The organism is Mesorhizobium sp. M0621 (assembly GCF_040320745.1).
In the GTDB taxonomy this organism is placed as follows: domain Bacteria; phylum Pseudomonadota; class Alphaproteobacteria; order Rhizobiales; family Rhizobiaceae; genus Mesorhizobium.
The window spans coordinates 35361-50756 of sequence record NZ_JAMYQF010000049.1 but is presented as its reverse complement, the minus strand read 5'-3'; the positions used below and the strand labels follow the sequence as shown (position 1 = coordinate 50756).

Below are 15396 nucleotides of genomic sequence, written 5' to 3'. Positions count from 1 at the left end.
GCCGGCATGGTCGGCACGCGCCAGTTGGAGCGCGTGCTTTCCCATGCGGCGGACGTTGGCGCGAAAGTCGTCCTCGTCGGCGATCCGCAGCAGCTGCAGGCAATCGAAGCCGGGGCTGCATTCCGCTCGATTCACGAGCGACACGGCGGCGTCGAAATCAGCCAGGTGCGCCGGCAGCGCGAGGACTGGCAGCGTGACGCAACGCGCGATCTGGCAACCGGCAGGATCGGCGCCGCGATCAACGCCTACGACGCGCAAGGCATGCATCAGGCTGCAACGCGCAATGAGGCACGAGGTGAACTCGTCGAGCGCTGGGACCGCGACAGGCAGGCGCATCCAGAGGCAACCCGGACAATCCTTACCCACACAAACGACGAGGTGCGCGCGCTCAACCAGGCAGTGCGCCAGCGGCTGCGCACTGCCGGCGATCTCGGCGACGAGGTTCAGGTGAATGTCGAACGCGGTGCAAGGGCCTTCGCCAGCGGTGACCGCGTCATGTTCTTGCGCAACGAGCGCGGGCTCGGCGTCAAGAACGGCACGCTCGGCATCGTGGAGGAGCTCAGCACACAAAGCATGACAGTTCGCGTTGACGATGGGAGGTCGGTGCGGTTCGACCTGAAAGACTACGCGCACATCGACCACGGCTATGCCGCGACCATTCACAAGGCGCAGGGCATGACGGTTGACCGCACCCATGTGCTCGCTACGCCGGGCATGGATGCACATGGCAGCTACGTCGCACTGTCGCGACATCGCGAGGGGATGGACCTGCATTATGGTGGCGACGACTTCGCGACCCGCGAGCGGCTCGCACGCACGCTATCACGCGACCGCGCCAAGGACATGGCGTCGGACTACGAGCAGATTGACCCGGCGCAGACCTATGCCGAGCGGCGCGGTATCACCTTCCGCGAGCGTGTGGCCGAGATCGTGCGCCGGATCGTTCCGGAGAAGCTGCGCGACAGGATCGGCGGGCTGCTGGACGGGTTGCGCTCGCCCGGAGACGACGAGCCCAGGCAGGAACGTGGACCTGGGCCGGGAAGGGAGAGTGTTGGGGCGCAGATCGGAGATGCAGGCCCGACGCCCGGCGGAGAAAATCTCGTCACCGGCGCGCCGCGCGACACGAATGTGCCGGTGGACGCGGAAGCGGCGTTGCGCAGCGCTCGCACAAAGGCGCTTGTGCGTCACGCGCGCGCTCTCGACGCGATGTCGCACAACGCAAACGCGGACGGGCAGGGCAGTCCCGACCAGATGCGCGAATTGAGGGATGCCCGTAGCACTTTCGAGAAGGTGCGGCCGCATGGCTGGCGCGATGCCGAAGCGGCTTATGTGAAAAATCCCGAGCTTGTCCGCGAGGCGGGGGCCGGCCGCGTCAGCCGCATCGTGCTTGCTCTCCAGCTTGAAACAGAAATCCGAACTGGGATGGACATCGATCCCGGCCATCGCGCCGACCGTTTCGTGGAACGTTGGCAGAAGCTCCACCGGACAAGCCAGGATCAATACCAAGCAGGCGACATGTCCGGCTACAAGTCAACGCGTTCGGCCATGTCCGATATGGCCAAGAGCCTTGAACGCGACCCTCACCTTGAATCCCTACTGGCAAACCGCAAACGCGAGCTTGGCATCAACGTGGAGTCGGGTCGTCGCCTGGGCGCGGAACTCGCCTTCAGCCATGGCATCGGTAAGGGGCGGGGCATTGGGATCTAAGGTATGCCGATTTGCCGCCGTTTCCACCCCGCAGCCGGCTGAGGCGACAAACCTCATTGCCTCCGGCATGGGTTCGTCCTCTCTGTCCCAGCAGAAATCAGCAAGAACCAGTGAGGTGCAGGCAAGCTATGCCCGAGCCGGATCGTATTATACGCCTCAAAACCGTCCTTGCCAGGACCGGCCTGTCCCGTTCAACCATCTATCGCAAGATCGGCGAAGGCACGTTCCCGGCGCAGATCAAGATCAGCATAAATGGTGCGGGATGGAGGGAATCCGACATCAATCGGTGGGTCGCTGATCCTGTCTCCTGGCACACCAAAGCGGGGCGAAAAAACAGCGACTAGTGGCGGTGGAGTGGCATGTTGCTGTCAACGTTGAACACTCCTCTCTGAGGCAAGTTCAACGACTGGGAAGGGGCCCGCAGCTGACTGTCCACTACTAGATGGCAACCTCGCGAAAGCAGTCGTCGCCCTGTGATCAAGCCAAAACTCGACGACAGTTCGTGTCTCGTCAAACTGAGCACTCCCGTCGGAGCCGCCCCGCCGCCTATCGCCAGACCTCCCGGAAGCCAGCTTGGTCGAGGTTAATCGGCGACTTCTGCTTCCAGAACGCCCCCTTGCCTTCGGCCACCGTCAGAGCGGCGAACTGCCCGATAACGGCCAGGCGATAGGCCATGATGTCGATGGAACAGCTTCGAAAACGCCGCCGCGGTCTCGTAGCCGACGCGGGTCGCAATCCGTGCAATCCCCTCGTCGCTTGTTTCGAGCAGAAACGCGGCCTCCGACATCCGGCGCGCGATCAGATAGCGGTACATGGACTCGCCGACGAGCTTGGTGAAGCGAGCCGAAAAAGCCGAACGACCAAGTCCCACGCTTTGCCCGAGGTCGCCAAGCGTCCAGGGCCGATCCGGCCGTTCGTGGATCAACTGAAGTGCCGGTCCTATGTGCGGGTCCGCCATCGCCCCCAGCCACCCGCCTTCTCCGGGGCCGAGCGACTTGATCCAGCTTCGCAACACCTCGACGAAGAGCACTTCAGTCAAACGTGAGAGCGCAACGCCTTGTCCGGGACGCTCGAACGCCGCCTCGCTCACCATGCGTTGCAGAATCGCCGCGAGCCATCCTCCGTCTTCCGTCGGTTTCAGGAGAAGCACGGGCGGAAGCAATTCCAAAACGCTACCGCGCGAGGGCCGTGCCACAGTGAAACTACCACAGATCATCGTCGCGAGCGGCTGCTCGCCGCCTCCATGACGAATGAGGCCAAGACGCCCGGCTAGTCGATCGATGTCGAGAATCGGTAGCGGCTCCGTCCGGCTATCCGAGTAGATCACATGGGGCTCGCCACGCGTGACGACAACAAAGTCGCCCTCGGTCAAGTGGAGCTCTCGTCCCTGTTCGAGCGCGAGGGTAGCCGAGCCACGGCTGAGATAGTGGAACAGAGCGTAGGGGCGCCTTGGCAACGCGAGATTCCAGGGATGGCCGAGTTCGAAGTGGAACAGCAAGGTTCCGCCAAGGCGAACGCGATCGAGCACTTCAGCGAGGATGTCCATGTCACCGACGTTAGCCCTTCGGACGATCCGACACAACATTCGGACGATTGTGCCCTAGCGTCCGCGACCTTCGCGGACGATCTCATGTCGCAGCGGCCCGATGCATCGCGAGGTCATCCATTTCGCAAAACGGCAGATGGAAGAACCGTGCCTTCGCACAGACGGCTGCCCATTCCCGGACGCGCGTCGTCCGCCATTCTAACCGGAGCAATCCAATGCGAAATCTTCTACTTTCCGTCGCCACAGTCCTCATGGCCGGAGCAGCAATTGCCGCCCCCGCCCAATCAGCTCAACTGCCCAAGGGGGCGGCTCATAATATCGTGCTCGTCCATGGCGCTTTCGTCGACCAGACGAGCTGGAAGCCTGTCGCCGACATCCTCACGAAGAAGGGCTACAACGTCACGCTCGTCGAAAACCCTCTCACCTCCCTCGAAGCGGACGTCGATGCCACCAAACAGGCGCTCGCGAAACAGATCGGCAAGACCGTTCTCGTTGGCCACTCCTGGGGCGGCGTTGTCATCACGCAAGCAGGTGACGATCCGAAGGTCTCGGCGCTCGTCTATGTCTCCGCATTCGCGCCCGACGTAGGACAATCCCTGGCCACCCTGGCAAAGAGCGGTCCGGCAACCGAAGGCGGTGCGGCGATTCATCCCGACGAAAAGGGCGATCTCTACATCGATCCCAAAGTGTTTCCTTCGGCAGTTGCGGCTGACCTTCCTCCGAAGATCGCCGAATCCCTGGCAAACCATCAGCTCCCGTTGAACCACACCGCATTCGAGGCTCCGGTCGACACGGCAGCTTGGCACGATAAGCCGACGTTCTATGTGATCAGCACGAGGGACAAGGTCATCGCACCCGAGGTCCAGAAGTTGTTCGCCAACATGATGAAGGCCCAGACGACTGAGGTCGCCGGCAGCCATGCCTCCCTGGTCGTCCACGCAAAGGAAGTCGCCGCGGTGATTGAAAAGGCCGCACTCGTGAAGTGACGATACCGCTCCCGGCACTTTCGTGCCGGGAGCACCACGCCTGCTCGGCGGACTACGGAATGCCTTGGACCACGAGCGGCTCAAACCTAGCCAAAACCGCACCGGCTACTCCCACTCGATTATTTATGCCAAGCATCCGGAGGATGACATGACTGAACTCGACACCGCGACCCAGGACGCCGCCACACTAGAAACAGCGCCCACCCGTTACATCGAAGGCAGCGGAATCCGCTTTGCCTATCGCCGCCTCGGCCCACCGACCGGAACGCCGTTGGTTCTCCTGCAGCATTTCTCGGGCAACATCGATGCATGGGATCCCGCCCTCGTCAATGTCCTGGCGGCCGATCGCCCGGTGATCGCTTTTGACAACGCCGGGGTCGGCCGCTCGACAGGCCAAACGCCGGACAGTATCGAGGCGATGGCCCGAGACGCGGTCGCCTTTATCAACCTGCTCGGCCTCTCCCAAGTCGATCTGCTGGGCTTCTCCCTCGGCGGCTGCGTCGCGCAGCAGATCGCCGCCGAGCATGGAACGCTGGTCCGCAAGCTTATCCTCGTCGGCACCGCTCCGAAAGGCGGAGAGGAACACCTATTGGCGGTTCTGCAGGACGCGTTTTCCCAAACCGAGGCGCCAGACCCCCGCCTGCCACTGTTCTTCACGAAGTCGTCCGCCAGCCAGTCGGCCGGCAGCGCGTTTCTGAAGCGGGCGAAGGTGCGTAAGGAAGATCGGGATACCGATAACGGCAGCACGGTGACCGATCCGCAGGCCAAGGCGCTTATTACCTGGTGCGCCACTCCTGATCCCGAGCACGCCACTCTGCGCGCCATTCACCAGCCCGCCCTTGTGGTCAGCGGCAGCCACGACACCATGCTGCCGGCGGACAACGCCTACGCAATGTTCAAGGCTCTAAGCAACGCCCAGCTGGTCCTCTATCCCGATTCCGGCCACGGCGCCCTGTTTCAGTACCACGAATTGTTTGCCAGCCACGTCCGGACCTTCCTGGGAGCCTAACCGGCGTTGCCTCATCCCGGCGCAATCGGCCGCGCGTTTATTCATGAGAGCTGTTGCGGAGAAAGAAATGACAATCGCCAAGGTCGAGGTTGAGCGTTTCAGCCTGAGGTGTTCCAAACCATTCGACGCGGTTGTGGCCGCCCCTTAAGTCGGCGGTCGGTCAACCTGACATGGTAGAATTTTTCAAGTCGACGAGGGCCGCAAATTCTTCTCGGATTTGGAGCGCGTTGTGCAAAACGGCCTAGGCCGCACAGGTCTCATGCTCTTCGCGGAATTCGACTTGGGCGCCATTCTACGGCGCGAAACTGGGCTCGACACTCCTAAAAGCATGCGGTTCTTGGTGGGCAATCCGCTCATTATGAAAGAAATGGTCAAGCACGTTCCCGATGCTGGATCTTACGCCCCAGTCACAGTCCTTGTTGATGAACGTCCCGACGCCGAGCATGTCTCCTACGACAAAATGGAGAGTTATCTGCTTTCCTATGGTAGTTTGGAGGCTCTTGCTGTCGCCCGCACACTTGATGCGAAAATCACAACCTGGTTACGCGAATGCGCAAGCTAAACTCTCCTGATGACGCTTCAGACTGATGGAAGTGAGAGTCCTATCGAAAACACATGATGCCGCGAAGGCAACATGGCAGCGACGGCTTTGAGGAAAGCGGTCACCGAAGCGTTTGTGGGCTCGGCATCCTTGCGGGTCGTAGCGGAGCGGCTCGGTATGGTATCGCTTGGAGAGATTGTGACAGCCCTGCGGACAAGCGCGTTGCGTCTCGGCGGAACTACTTGCGTCATGACGCGCCCTGCGCTTTCCCCTAGCGAGTTCGTCGAACTCACGCATAGGCGCGGCAGCGGCCATTCTTTGGCGCATTGAATGAACGGCTGCTTTTGGGCCGCGACAACCACTTCGAACGGCCGGCATTGGGCGCATTGCTGACATTGATTCGGAAACAGATAATCCGTAAAGCCCGCAGGTGCCGCCTTCGGCTAACTGTTTGCGGTACCGCGTGACAAGCGCACACCAGGGCCACCGCCATTCTCTGGAATGAATTCTATTCCGGCTGCTTCGAGCGATAGCTTCAGCACTTGCAGAATCGATTCAGATGCTGGCTTCGAACCACGTTCGAACTGCACTATCGTCCTTAAACTTACCTTGGATATATCCGCCAGTTCCTGTTGAGAAATGTCGAGAAGCCCACGGGCCGCGCGAACTTGGGCCGCACTTACCTTCATTGTTCAAATGCCCTGTTGCACAAAAAGTGCAAATATGCTTGTTTTAGGAAACGGCCATTGGAAGTGGTTCCCCGCTTCCAATGGTCTAACCACGCCCACGCTTTGCGGAGCTCGGATCATGGCTGATTCCGACCATAGCACGACTATGCCTCTCGTTACGAATGGCAGGAATACGGCGTCGAACTGGTTGCCGGATGCAGACCCCCTAACTCTACTGCTGCGAGATTGGTTGCGGGCGCAGCATGTTTCTCAGGTCCTTTGCCGTCTTCAACAGCGTCTAAAGAGGCGTTATCTTGACGCTAGAGGCTCGGAAGCGATGGAGAAGCAGGTCGCCTATTCAATCGCCTGCCAAGCGGAGGTCGAGGCCTCCACTGTGGCCTTGGAGATTCAGGACAAGCTGCCCCACATACGGGCTCGCTCACTTCTCGGCGTCGTCGCCAAGCTCGAAATAATCTTCGGCGCAGATCGCGACATCGACGACCCGACAGATTTTCCCTGGCCACATATCGAATCGATACTAAGTGACTTGAAGGAAGTCGCCGGGAGTGTGCCGCTGGAGCGGCCTGACCGATCCATCCTTCAGGCGGATTGTCGGCGATATCAAGCAATTGCCGCCGATTTGATCGGTCTCGAAAATCATGCCGCTGACCTCCCTTCTGCTCAGCAGCCGGCCGTTGGAACTTATAGAGAGTAGAAAAGGATACGCAAGCGCACATAACGGCCATTCGGCGCTGAGTCGATTCCGGCGATCCTTGTCTCGATGCAGATGTGCTCGGGACAGAAGCGGTGAAGGCGAGACTGCGCGCTACAAAACGCAGCGTTGGACGCGATGCAGACTCCGATCTGTTTTCGCGCAGGCGCGTCGTTGACGAGGCGTTCCTGGAACGAGCGGCTCGTCTGTTTGAGTCTCGCATGGGGCGATCTCTATCAACGGAGGACGCACGGCAAATCGTCGACAATATCGGCGGCTTCTTCCGCCTCCTTGCCGAATGGGAACGGATTGACCGGGGCAAATAGCTGACGCTTGATGCTCACGTGATAGCCTTCGTTGTGCGACCGTGCGATGAACGAGGGGCACCCCAGATGAACCAGCGACCTGGACGGATCGCCAAGCCAGCAGGCTTTGTAAAGGCGCTGCTTTACGCGCGCGTCTCCTCCAAGGAGCAGGAGAAGGAAGGCTTTTCCATCCCGGCGCAATGCAAGCTGCTGCGCGACTACGCCCAGCAACAGCGGTTCGACATCGTGCAGGAGTTTATCGACGTCGAGACGGCCAAGACCACTGGCCGGACCAACTTCACCGAAATGGTAAAGTATCTGCGAAAGCATCCCGGCATTCGAAGCGTCCTGGTCGAGAAGACCGACCGCCTTTATCGCAACCTGAAGGACTGGGTGACTCTCGATGAACTGGATGTGGAAATCCACCTTGCGAAAGAAGGTGTGACGCTGTCGCGAGACTCGCGCTCGTCTGAAAAATTCATGCACGGCATCAAGGTCTTGATGGCCAAGAACTACATCGACAACCTGTCGGAAGAAGCCCGCAAGGGGCAGATGGAGAAGGCGGAGCAGGGCATATGGCCGACAAAGGCTCCGCTGGGCTATGTCAACACCACGGGGAAGGATGGCAGAAAGGTTATTGAGCCGCATCCTGAACTGGCTCCAGTCGTCACACAGCTGTTCGAGCGCTACGCAACCGGCCAGTATTCGCTCAAGACCCTGGCTAAGGCAGCCCATGGCGATGGGCTGATCTACCCTAAGAGCGGCATCCCGGTTCCGGTCAGCACCGTACATATGATCCTGCGCAACCGCCTCTATACGGGACTGTTCAAGTGGAACGACAAATTGCACCAGGGCAAGCACGAACCTCTCGTATCGATCGAACTATGGGAGCGGGTTCAGGGCGTCCTGACGGGCCGCAATTCGGTGCCGACCCACCCGATGGGAAACGAGTTCGCCTTCACCGGCCTGATGACCTGCACCGAATGCGGCTGCGCCATCGTGGCGGAGATCAAGAAGGGCAAATACGTCTACTATCACTGCACGGGGCATACCAACAAAGGTCGGGGTGGATACGGTGATTGCCGCCGCAAATATGTCCGCGAGGAAGTGCTCGACCAGACATTCGCCAACCTGCTTGACCGGTTGCATTTCGACGAAGAGATACTGGAATGGGTAAAGGCAGCCCTCTTGGCCAGCCATGCCGACGAGCGCCGCGAGCATGAACAGGCGATCCATCGATGCCAGGTCGAGTACAAGCGGCTCGAGGATCGGCTGCACGCCATGTATCTCGACAAGCTCGATGGCCGCATCGACAACGCCTTCTACGATCGGATGTCAGCACAGTGGCGGACCGAACAGACGCGGCTGCTTCGCGAGATAGAGCGTCATGGTGGCGCCGAGGAATCGTACATGGAGGACGGCATCCGGCTGTTGGAACTGGCACGCAAAGCCAGCCGACTGTTTGCGAAACAGCCCGCGCACGAGAAAAAACGGCTCTTGAATCTCGTGCTGTCGAACTGCCAATGGAGTCAAGGCGAGGTTTATCCGGTCTTCAGGCAACCGTTTGATCTACTTGCGGAAACGGTCGTAGCCGGCGCAGCAATGGGTGCACAGCAGACAGCTTTATCGACAAGGAGTCCAGTTTGGCTGGGGCGCCAGGATTCGAACCTGGGAATGTCGGTACCAAAAACCGATGCCTTACCACTTGGCGACGCCCCAATTGCCGTCAGAGTCGCTTGTGCGGCGCGTTATTAGCAGAGCAGCCGAAAAGCACAATCCTTATGAGCGGCAGTCAGAACGATCAAATTTGGTCAGGCAAAGCAGCGCCGCCGGACGACATGGGTGGCTACTCGGACCACACAGCAATCTCGTTGCCGGCCGGATCGACAAAGTGGAAGCGCCGGCCGCCGGGGAATGAAAAGATCGGCTTGACGATCGTGCCGCCGGCGCTCTCGACGGCACCGAGCGCATCTTCCAGATCCTTGCTGTAAAGCACGGGTAGCGGCTTGGCTGGCGCTTCCCCGGCGTCGGCCTGGAAGCCACCGTCCAGGCCTTCGGAAAAAGCCGAATAGGTCGGTCCATAGTCGGTGAACGACCAGGCAAAGGCATTGCTGTAGAAGGCCTTGAGCCGGTCCAGCGTTCCACCGGTCGCCGGCATTTCCAGATAGTCGAGTTTTCCGGACAGTTTCATGAATCACCTGTTTGTTCCCTTTATGTTCTTGCAGGAAAAGCCTAGGAATGGCAAGTCTTTTTGACTGATCCTCGGACCGGGCTTTTGCTTAATCGATTGTAGCGGCCGCACGGCTTCGCCGACGCTTGCCTTTCGCACTGCAGCATCATATCGCTCCAAAGTCGGACACGGGCGGAACTTTCCATTTCGCCAATCTTTCCAATCTCCTGCAACCGGAGAGCAAAGCATGACCAAATGGGTTTTCACCTTTGGCGATGGTGCGGCGGAAGGCCGTGCCGGCGACAGGAATCTGCTGGGCGGCAAGGGCGCCAACCTGGCCGAGATGTGCAGCCTGGGCCTGCCGGTGCCGCCGGGCTTCACCATCACCACAGAGGTCTGCAACGCCTATTATGCCAATGGCAGGACCTATCCGGCGGAGTTGGAAGCCGATGTCGCGGTTGCGCTCGATCACATCGGACATTTGACCGGCCGCCGGTTCGGCGACCCGTCGAAACTGCTTTTGGTGTCGGTACGTTCGGGGGCCCGCGCCTCGATGCCTGGCATGATGGACACCGTGCTCAATCTCGGGCTGAACGACGAGACGGTCGAGGCGCTGGCCGCCGATTCCGGCGATGCGCGCTTTGCCTATGACAGCTACCGCCGCTTCATCCAGATGTATTCCGACGTCGTCATGGGCCTCGACCATGAGGTGTTCGAGGAAATCCTGGAGGACCAGAAGGGCGGGCTCGGCCATGAACTCGACACCGAACTGACGGCGCTCGAATGGCAAGGTGTCATCGCGCTCTACAAGGCCAAGGTCGAGGAAGAACTCGGCAAGCCGTTTCCACAGGATCCGCACGAGCAGCTATGGGGCGCGATCGGCGCCGTGTTTTCGAGCTGGATGAACAATCGCGCCATCACCTACCGGCGCCTGCACGACATTCCCGAAAGCTGGGGCACGGCGGTCAACGTCCAGGCCATGGTGTTCGGCAATATGGGCGAGACGTCAGCCACCGGCGTGGCCTTCACCCGCAACCCGTCTACCGGTGAAAAGATGCTCTATGGCGAGTTCCTGGTGAACGCGCAGGGCGAGGACGTCGTCGCCGGCATCCGCACGCCGCAGAACATCACCGAGGCGGCGCGCATTGCGGCGGGCTCGGACAAGCCATCGCTGCAGAAGCTGATGCCGGACGCATTCCAGTCTTTCGTCACCATCTCCGACAGCCTGGAAAAGCACTATCGCGACATGCAGGATCTCGAATTCACCATCGAGCGCGGCAAGTTGTGGATGCTGCAGACCCGCTCCGGCAAGCGCACCGCCAAGGCGGCGTTGAAAATCGCCGTCGAGATGGCGCGGGATAGGCTGATCACGAAAGAGGAAGCCGTCGCCCGCATCGACCCGGCCTCGCTCGACCAGCTGCTGCATCCGACCATCGATCCGAAAGCCGCGCGCGACGTCATCGGCATCGGATTGCCGGCGTCGCCCGGTGCCGCCACCGGCGAGATCGTCTTTTCCTCTGCTGACGCCGAGGAGTTGAAGACGCAAGGCCGCAAGGCGATCCTGGTGCGCATCGAAACCAGCCCCGAGGACATTCACGGCATGCATGCGGCGGAAGGCATTCTGACCACGCGCGGCGGCATGACCAGCCACGCCGCGGTGGTGGCGCGCGGTATGGGCAAGCCTTGCGTGTCGGGCGCCGGCTCGCTGCGCGTCGACTACAAGGCCGGCACGCTGATGGCGATGGGCTCGACCTTCCGCAAGGGCGACATCGTCACCATCGACGGCGGCAATGGCCAGGTGCTGAAGGGCGCCGTGGCGATGCTGCAGCCCGAACTTTCCGGTGATTTCGCCGCCATCATGGAGTGGGCGGACGCGGTACGCCGCATGAAGGTGCGCACCAATGCCGAAACGCCGCTCGATGCGCGCATGGCGCGCTCCTTCGGCGCCGAAGGCATCGGCCTTTGCCGCACCGAGCACATGTTCTTCGATGGCGACCGCATCGTCGCCATGCGCGAGATGATCCTGGCCGACACCGAAAAGGACAGGCGCACGGCGCTCGCCAAGCTTTTGCCGATGCAGCGGTCGGATTTTCTCGAACTGTTCGAGATCATGGCCGGCCTGCCGGTGACGATCCGCTTGCTCGATCCGCCGCTGCACGAATTCCTGCCCAAGACCGAGGAGGAGGTGGCCGAGGTTGCCGCCGCCATGAAGGTGTCGCCGGACAAGCTCAGGCAGCGGACCGAGGCGCTGCACGAGTTCAACCCGATGCTCGGCCATCGCGGCTGCCGCTTGGCCGTCTCCTATCCCGAAATCGCCGAGATGCAGGCGCGTGCCATTTTCGAGGCGGCCGTCGAGGCCGGCAAGAAGGCCGGTGCACTTGTGGTGCCCGAAATCATGGTGCCGCTTGTCGGCCTGGTGAAAGAACTCGACTACGTCAAGGCGCGCATAGATGCCGTCGCCAAGAGCGTCATGGAGGAAACCGGCGTCAAGATCGACTATCTCACCGGCACCATGATCGAACTGCCGCGCGCGGCGATCCGCGCCCATGTCATCGCCGAGTCAGCCGAGTTCTTCTCCTTCGGCACCAACGACCTGACCCAGACGACGTTCGGCATTTCGCGCGACGATGCGGCGTCGTTCCTCGAGACCTACCGCCAGAAAGGCATTATCGACCAGGATCCGTTCGTCTCGCTCGACATCGACGGCGTCGGCGAACTGGTGCGCATGGCTGCCGAAAAAGGCAAGGCGACGCGGCCCGACATCAAGCTCGGCATCTGCGGCGAACATGGCGGCGACCCGGCCTCGATCCGCTTTTGCGAAGAGGTCGGCCTCGACTACGTGTCCTGCTCGCCCTATCGCGTACCGATCGCCAGGCTGGCTGCCGCACAGGCGGCGGTGCTGGTCGCAAAGGCAGGCCGCGGCTAGGATCCGTTCAGATCGAGCTTACGGTTTTGTAAGCCAATTCACGCGAACGTGCTGGCGGCATTGCATAATTTCGACACTGTTCGCGCTCAATTTGCAGATACCCAGCCAATTGTCCCGGAAGCAGATGTTGCAGACCTCACCAGCGCCGTTTCGCTCTATCCTGGTCATTCAAACGAAGTTCATCGGAGATCTCGTCCTCGCCTCGGTGCTGTCCGAAAACCTGCGGCTTGAATTCCCCGATGCTAGGCTTGTGTTTCTGTGCGAGGCTCGCTTCGAGAGCTTCGTGATCGCTCATGGCATCGCATCCGAAGTGGTCACGTTCAGCCGCGCCCGCATGCGCGGCACCCCGCTGGAACGTGGCAAAGAGCTTTACGCCACGGTGCGGGCGCTGCGCCGCTTCCGCTTCGACCTGACGATCGATCTGGCCGATTCGAAGACGTCGCGGCTCATCAACGGGTTCGTCAACGCAAGGACCCGCGTCGGCTACAATCCTTCCGAAAGACCCTTGCGTATGCTGGAGCGCCAGCCTGCCAACGTTTTTTCCAAGCCCTACGGCTTTGATGGCCAGCATTTTCTGTACCGCTACCTCTCGCCGCTCGAAGCGCTCGGCATCGAACTCCGCAAGGTGATTCCGAGCCTTCAGCCGCTGCCGCTGGAGACGGCGAAAGCATTGGCGCTGCTGGGCAAGCACCACCTGCGGCCAAACGCTTTCATCGCCGTGCATGCGGGTGCAAGCTTCGAGGGGCGACGTTGGCAGCCGGAGCGGTTTGCCGCGGCGATCGGCGAGATAATGGGCGAAACCGGTCTGGATGTCGTCCTGGTGGGCGGTCCGGACGAGCGGGAGATTGCCGAACGTATCGTCGCCAGGACCGCGCCGTCGGTCGTCAATCTCGTCGGGGACCTGTCGCTCGAAAGTCTGCTGGCGGTGCTGAAGCAAGCCCGGCTGTTTCTCGGCAACGAGAGCGGCCCGATGCACATGGCCGCTGCTACCGGAACCCCGGTTGTCGGGCTGTTCGGTTTGACGCATCCGTCGCGTTGGGGTCCTGTCGGCGTGCCCAGCATCTCGCTCCAGCCGCCGATGCCTTGCAACTGCCTTGCCAAGGATCTCTGCCGCGCGCCGGATCCCAGCAGGGCCTGCTGCGTCTGGGGTCTGGAGGTCAAGCCTGTGGTCGACGCGGTACGCGAGGTTCTTCCGCGCACCGAAATGAAGCTGGGACGCGCCATCTGACATCATGGTCGCGCGGACAACCGCTATCGCGGAATGGCCTGTTCACCACACGAACGGTCAAATTGTCGCGCCGCGCGCTTTTCTGCTATCCACCATCCCGATTTCCGCCTTCATGCGGGTCTTGGGATGCCTGCTTGAAACGACCGTCAGGAATTCGGTTTGATGCGCCTGCTGCACAAAAATCTCTGCGTGATCGCCATGGCGTTGGCCATGGTATCCGCCGGTCATGCCGCGCCGCTCATCGAGCCCACGCTGCATATCAGGCCGGAGGCGAGCGGAGCCGGCCGCGTTGCGCTCACGCTCGATGCCTGCGGTGGGCAGACCGACAACCGGATCCTTTCGGCGCTGGTGGAAAACAAGATCCCCGCCACCATTTTTGTGACCGGGATCTGGCTGAAGCGAAACGCCGCCGCCGTCGAGATCATGCGGGCGCATCCCGATCTGTTCGAGCTGGAAAATCACGGTGGCCATCATATCCCGGCGGTCGACACGCCGCAGAAAATCTACGGCATCCGCAGCGCCGGCAGCCCCAACGCGGTGCTGGCCGAGGTCGAATCGGGTGCCGCCGCTCTTGCCGGGACCGGCGAGCCGGCGCCGAAATGGTTTCGTGGCGCGACCGCCGAATACAGCCCGTCGGCAATCGCCATGATCCGCAAGCTTGGCTTCAAGATCGCGGGATTCTCGGTAAACGGCGACGGCGGCTCATTGCTTGGCGCCAAGGAGACAGCGCGGCGCATTGCGGCGGCCAAGGACGGTGACGTGATTATCTCGCACATCAACCAGCCGACCCATGCCGCCGGCGAAGGCGTGGTGCAGGGGCTCCTGGCGCTCAAGGCCAAGGGCCTGACCTTTGTGCGGCTCGACGATGCCGATGCCGATGGCCTTGGCGATCACGGCACCACAGACTGACGGTGCATTGATATTCAGGTGACGCCGGCCTGCGAATGTCGGTTTCCTGCGCTTCCGGTACTCACGGACCAAAAGTCCGCTCCGTTCCGGTTCTCGGAACCCACCATTCTCGCCTCGGCCTGACCTGAATCTCAACGCACCTCACGCCGAGTTCGCCTGGGTTCGAAAGTCGGTCAGTCCGGTTTGGCTTCGATCGTGACCTTGCTGGCATAGAACGCGCCGTGGTTGCGGATCTCAGCCATTTCGTCGAAAGGACGCTCGTAGGCCCACATTGCGTTCTGGCCGGTTTCGCCGGCAGGCAGCACGCTCCAATAGCTTGCATCGCCCTTGTAGGGGCAATGGGTCGAGTGTTCGGTGCTGCTGAGCTTGCCGAAATCGATGTCGGCGAACGGAATGTAGAAGGCCGCGGGATAGGGGGCCTCGGTCAGCACCTTGGCCTTCGCTGATGAAGCGATGACCACGTCCCCGGCGCGCACGGTGACGGTGCCGGCGTAGGGCTCGATGGTGATAACCTTGTCGGGATTGCGTTGAAAACCGGGGGAGGGGTTGGCGATCTGATCCATGCGGGGTATCCTTGCGTCGACTTTAAGTGTGTCGCGCAAGGGCGTTGTGCAAGGTCTGCTGTCGCCATCCAGCACGCAAGGCCTTACCGAGGCCGACAATGACAGATCGCGCCTCCGAAGCTAATA

At 61.2% G+C, this 15396-nt stretch carries 12 protein-coding genes, 1 tRNA gene and 2 pseudogenes; 10 read left to right on the top strand and 5 right to left on the bottom strand.

Going from position 1 to position 15396, the window contains the following annotated elements:
- Both NKI38_RS26185 and NKI38_RS26180 read left to right on the top strand, forming a co-directional pair.
- Window positions 1–1707, top strand: a 1707-nt coding sequence (locus tag NKI38_RS26185) for an AAA family ATPase (protein ID WP_352662629.1), incomplete at its 5' end; no start/stop codon positions are given.
- 128 nt (window positions 1708–1835) lie between these two features.
- Window positions 1836–2051: a helix-turn-helix transcriptional regulator gene (locus tag NKI38_RS26180; protein WP_352662626.1), complete on the top strand. Its 216-nt coding sequence runs from the start codon at window positions 1836–1838 to the stop codon at window positions 2049–2051.
- 239 nt (window positions 2052–2290) lie between these two features.
- On the opposite strand, the gene NKI38_RS26175 is transcribed toward NKI38_RS26180, so the two are convergent.
- Window positions 2291–3253, bottom strand: coding sequence for an AraC family transcriptional regulator (locus tag NKI38_RS26175; RefSeq protein ID WP_352662623.1), 963 nt, complete (start codon window positions 3251–3253; stop codon window positions 2291–2293).
- A 215-nt stretch (window positions 3254–3468) separates the two neighbouring features.
- Here NKI38_RS26175 and NKI38_RS26170 point away from each other — a divergent pair, with 215 nt between their 5' ends.
- From NKI38_RS26170 to NKI38_RS26160, 3 genes and pseudogenes are all read left to right on the top strand, one after another.
- A complete protein-coding gene (locus NKI38_RS26170; protein ID WP_352662620.1) occupies window positions 3469–4239 on the top strand; it encodes an alpha/beta hydrolase in 771 nt (256 codons plus the stop codon).
- A gap of 148 nt (window positions 4240–4387) precedes the next feature.
- Window positions 4388–5248: an alpha/beta fold hydrolase gene (locus NKI38_RS26165; RefSeq protein ID WP_352662617.1), complete on the top strand. Its 861-nt coding sequence runs from the start codon at window positions 4388–4390 to the stop codon at window positions 5246–5248.
- A gap of 67 nt (window positions 5249–5315) precedes the next feature.
- Window positions 5316–5810: pseudogene (locus NKI38_RS26160) on the top strand (DUF302 domain-containing protein).
- Between the two features lie 422 nt (window positions 5811–6232).
- Here the strand turns inward: NKI38_RS26160 and NKI38_RS26155 are convergent.
- Window positions 6233–6478, bottom strand: coding sequence for a helix-turn-helix domain-containing protein (locus NKI38_RS26155; RefSeq protein ID WP_352662616.1), 246 nt, complete (start codon window positions 6476–6478; stop codon window positions 6233–6235).
- A gap of 316 nt (window positions 6479–6794) precedes the next feature.
- On the opposite strand from NKI38_RS26155, the gene NKI38_RS26150 reads away from it, so the two are divergent.
- The gene (locus tag NKI38_RS26150; protein ID WP_352662613.1) at window positions 6795–7172 is read left to right on the top strand and encodes a hypothetical protein; all 378 of its coding nucleotides are present in this window, start codon (window positions 6795–6797) and stop codon (window positions 7170–7172) included.
- Between the two features lie 389 nt (window positions 7173–7561).
- Window positions 7562–8548 (top strand): annotated as a pseudogene (locus NKI38_RS26145) (recombinase family protein); the annotation flags it as partial.
- A gap of 570 nt (window positions 8549–9118) precedes the next feature.
- Here NKI38_RS26145 and NKI38_RS26140 read toward each other — a convergent pair.
- Window positions 9119–9193 (bottom strand) — tRNA-Gln (locus NKI38_RS26140).
- Between the two features lie 127 nt (window positions 9194–9320).
- Window positions 9321–9665 carry a VOC family protein gene (locus tag NKI38_RS26135; protein WP_352662610.1) on the bottom strand — a complete coding sequence of 115 codons (345 nt, stop codon included), beginning with the start codon at window positions 9663–9665 and terminating at the stop codon, window positions 9321–9323.
- A gap of 226 nt (window positions 9666–9891) precedes the next feature.
- Here NKI38_RS26135 and ppdK point away from each other — a divergent pair, with 226 nt between their 5' ends.
- The 3 genes from ppdK to NKI38_RS26120 all read left to right on the top strand — a co-directional run bounded on the left by ppdK (window position 9892) and on the right by NKI38_RS26120 (window position 14707).
- Window positions 9892–12570, top strand: coding sequence for a pyruvate, phosphate dikinase (ppdK, locus tag NKI38_RS26130; protein ID WP_352662607.1), 2679 nt, complete (start codon window positions 9892–9894; stop codon window positions 12568–12570).
- Between the two features lie 124 nt (window positions 12571–12694).
- On the top strand, window positions 12695–13798 hold the full coding sequence (locus tag NKI38_RS26125; protein WP_352662604.1) for a glycosyltransferase family 9 protein: 1104 nt from the start codon (window positions 12695–12697) through the stop codon (window positions 13796–13798).
- Window positions 13799–13960: 162 nt separating this feature from the next.
- Entirely contained in the window at window positions 13961–14707 is a 747-nt protein-coding gene (locus tag NKI38_RS26120; protein ID WP_352662601.1) for a polysaccharide deacetylase family protein, read from the top strand.
- A gap of 173 nt (window positions 14708–14880) precedes the next feature.
- Here NKI38_RS26120 and NKI38_RS26115 read toward each other — a convergent pair whose 3' ends face one another.
- Complete coding sequence (locus tag NKI38_RS26115) at window positions 14881–15270, bottom strand: DUF427 domain-containing protein (RefSeq protein ID WP_352662598.1); 390 nt, start codon at window positions 15268–15270, stop codon at window positions 14881–14883.
- Window positions 15271–15396: the final 126 nt, after the last annotated feature.

What these genes read in the sequence shown, in the direction of transcription:
- NKI38_RS26180 (WP_352662626.1), top strand. Translation starts at nt 1,836, where the DNA reads ATGCCCGAGCCGGATCGTATTATACGCCTCAAAACCGTCCTTGCCAGG.
- NKI38_RS26165 (WP_352662617.1), top strand. Translation starts at nt 4,388, where the DNA reads ATGACTGAACTCGACACCGCGACCCAGGACGCCGCCACACTAGAAACA.
- NKI38_RS26170 (WP_352662620.1), top strand. Translation starts at nt 3,469, where the DNA reads ATGCGAAATCTTCTACTTTCCGTCGCCACAGTCCTCATGGCCGGAGCA.
- NKI38_RS26175 (WP_352662623.1), bottom strand. Translation starts at nt 3,253, where the DNA reads ATGGACATCCTCGCTGAAGTGCTCGATCGCGTTCGCCTTGGCGGAACC.
- NKI38_RS26125 (WP_352662604.1), top strand. Translation starts at nt 12,695, where the DNA reads ATGTTGCAGACCTCACCAGCGCCGTTTCGCTCTATCCTGGTCATTCAA.
- NKI38_RS26150 (WP_352662613.1), top strand. Translation starts at nt 6,795, where the DNA reads ATGGAGAAGCAGGTCGCCTATTCAATCGCCTGCCAAGCGGAGGTCGAG.
- NKI38_RS26120 (WP_352662601.1), top strand. Translation starts at nt 13,961, where the DNA reads ATGCGCCTGCTGCACAAAAATCTCTGCGTGATCGCCATGGCGTTGGCC.
- NKI38_RS26115 (WP_352662598.1), bottom strand. Translation starts at nt 15,270, where the DNA reads ATGGATCAGATCGCCAACCCCTCCCCCGGTTTTCAACGCAATCCCGAC.
- NKI38_RS26135 (WP_352662610.1), bottom strand. Translation starts at nt 9,665, where the DNA reads ATGAAACTGTCCGGAAAACTCGACTATCTGGAAATGCCGGCGACCGGT.
- ppdK (WP_352662607.1), top strand. Translation starts at nt 9,892, where the DNA reads ATGACCAAATGGGTTTTCACCTTTGGCGATGGTGCGGCGGAAGGCCGT.
- NKI38_RS26155 (WP_352662616.1), bottom strand. Translation starts at nt 6,478, where the DNA reads ATGAAGGTAAGTGCGGCCCAAGTTCGCGCGGCCCGTGGGCTTCTCGAC.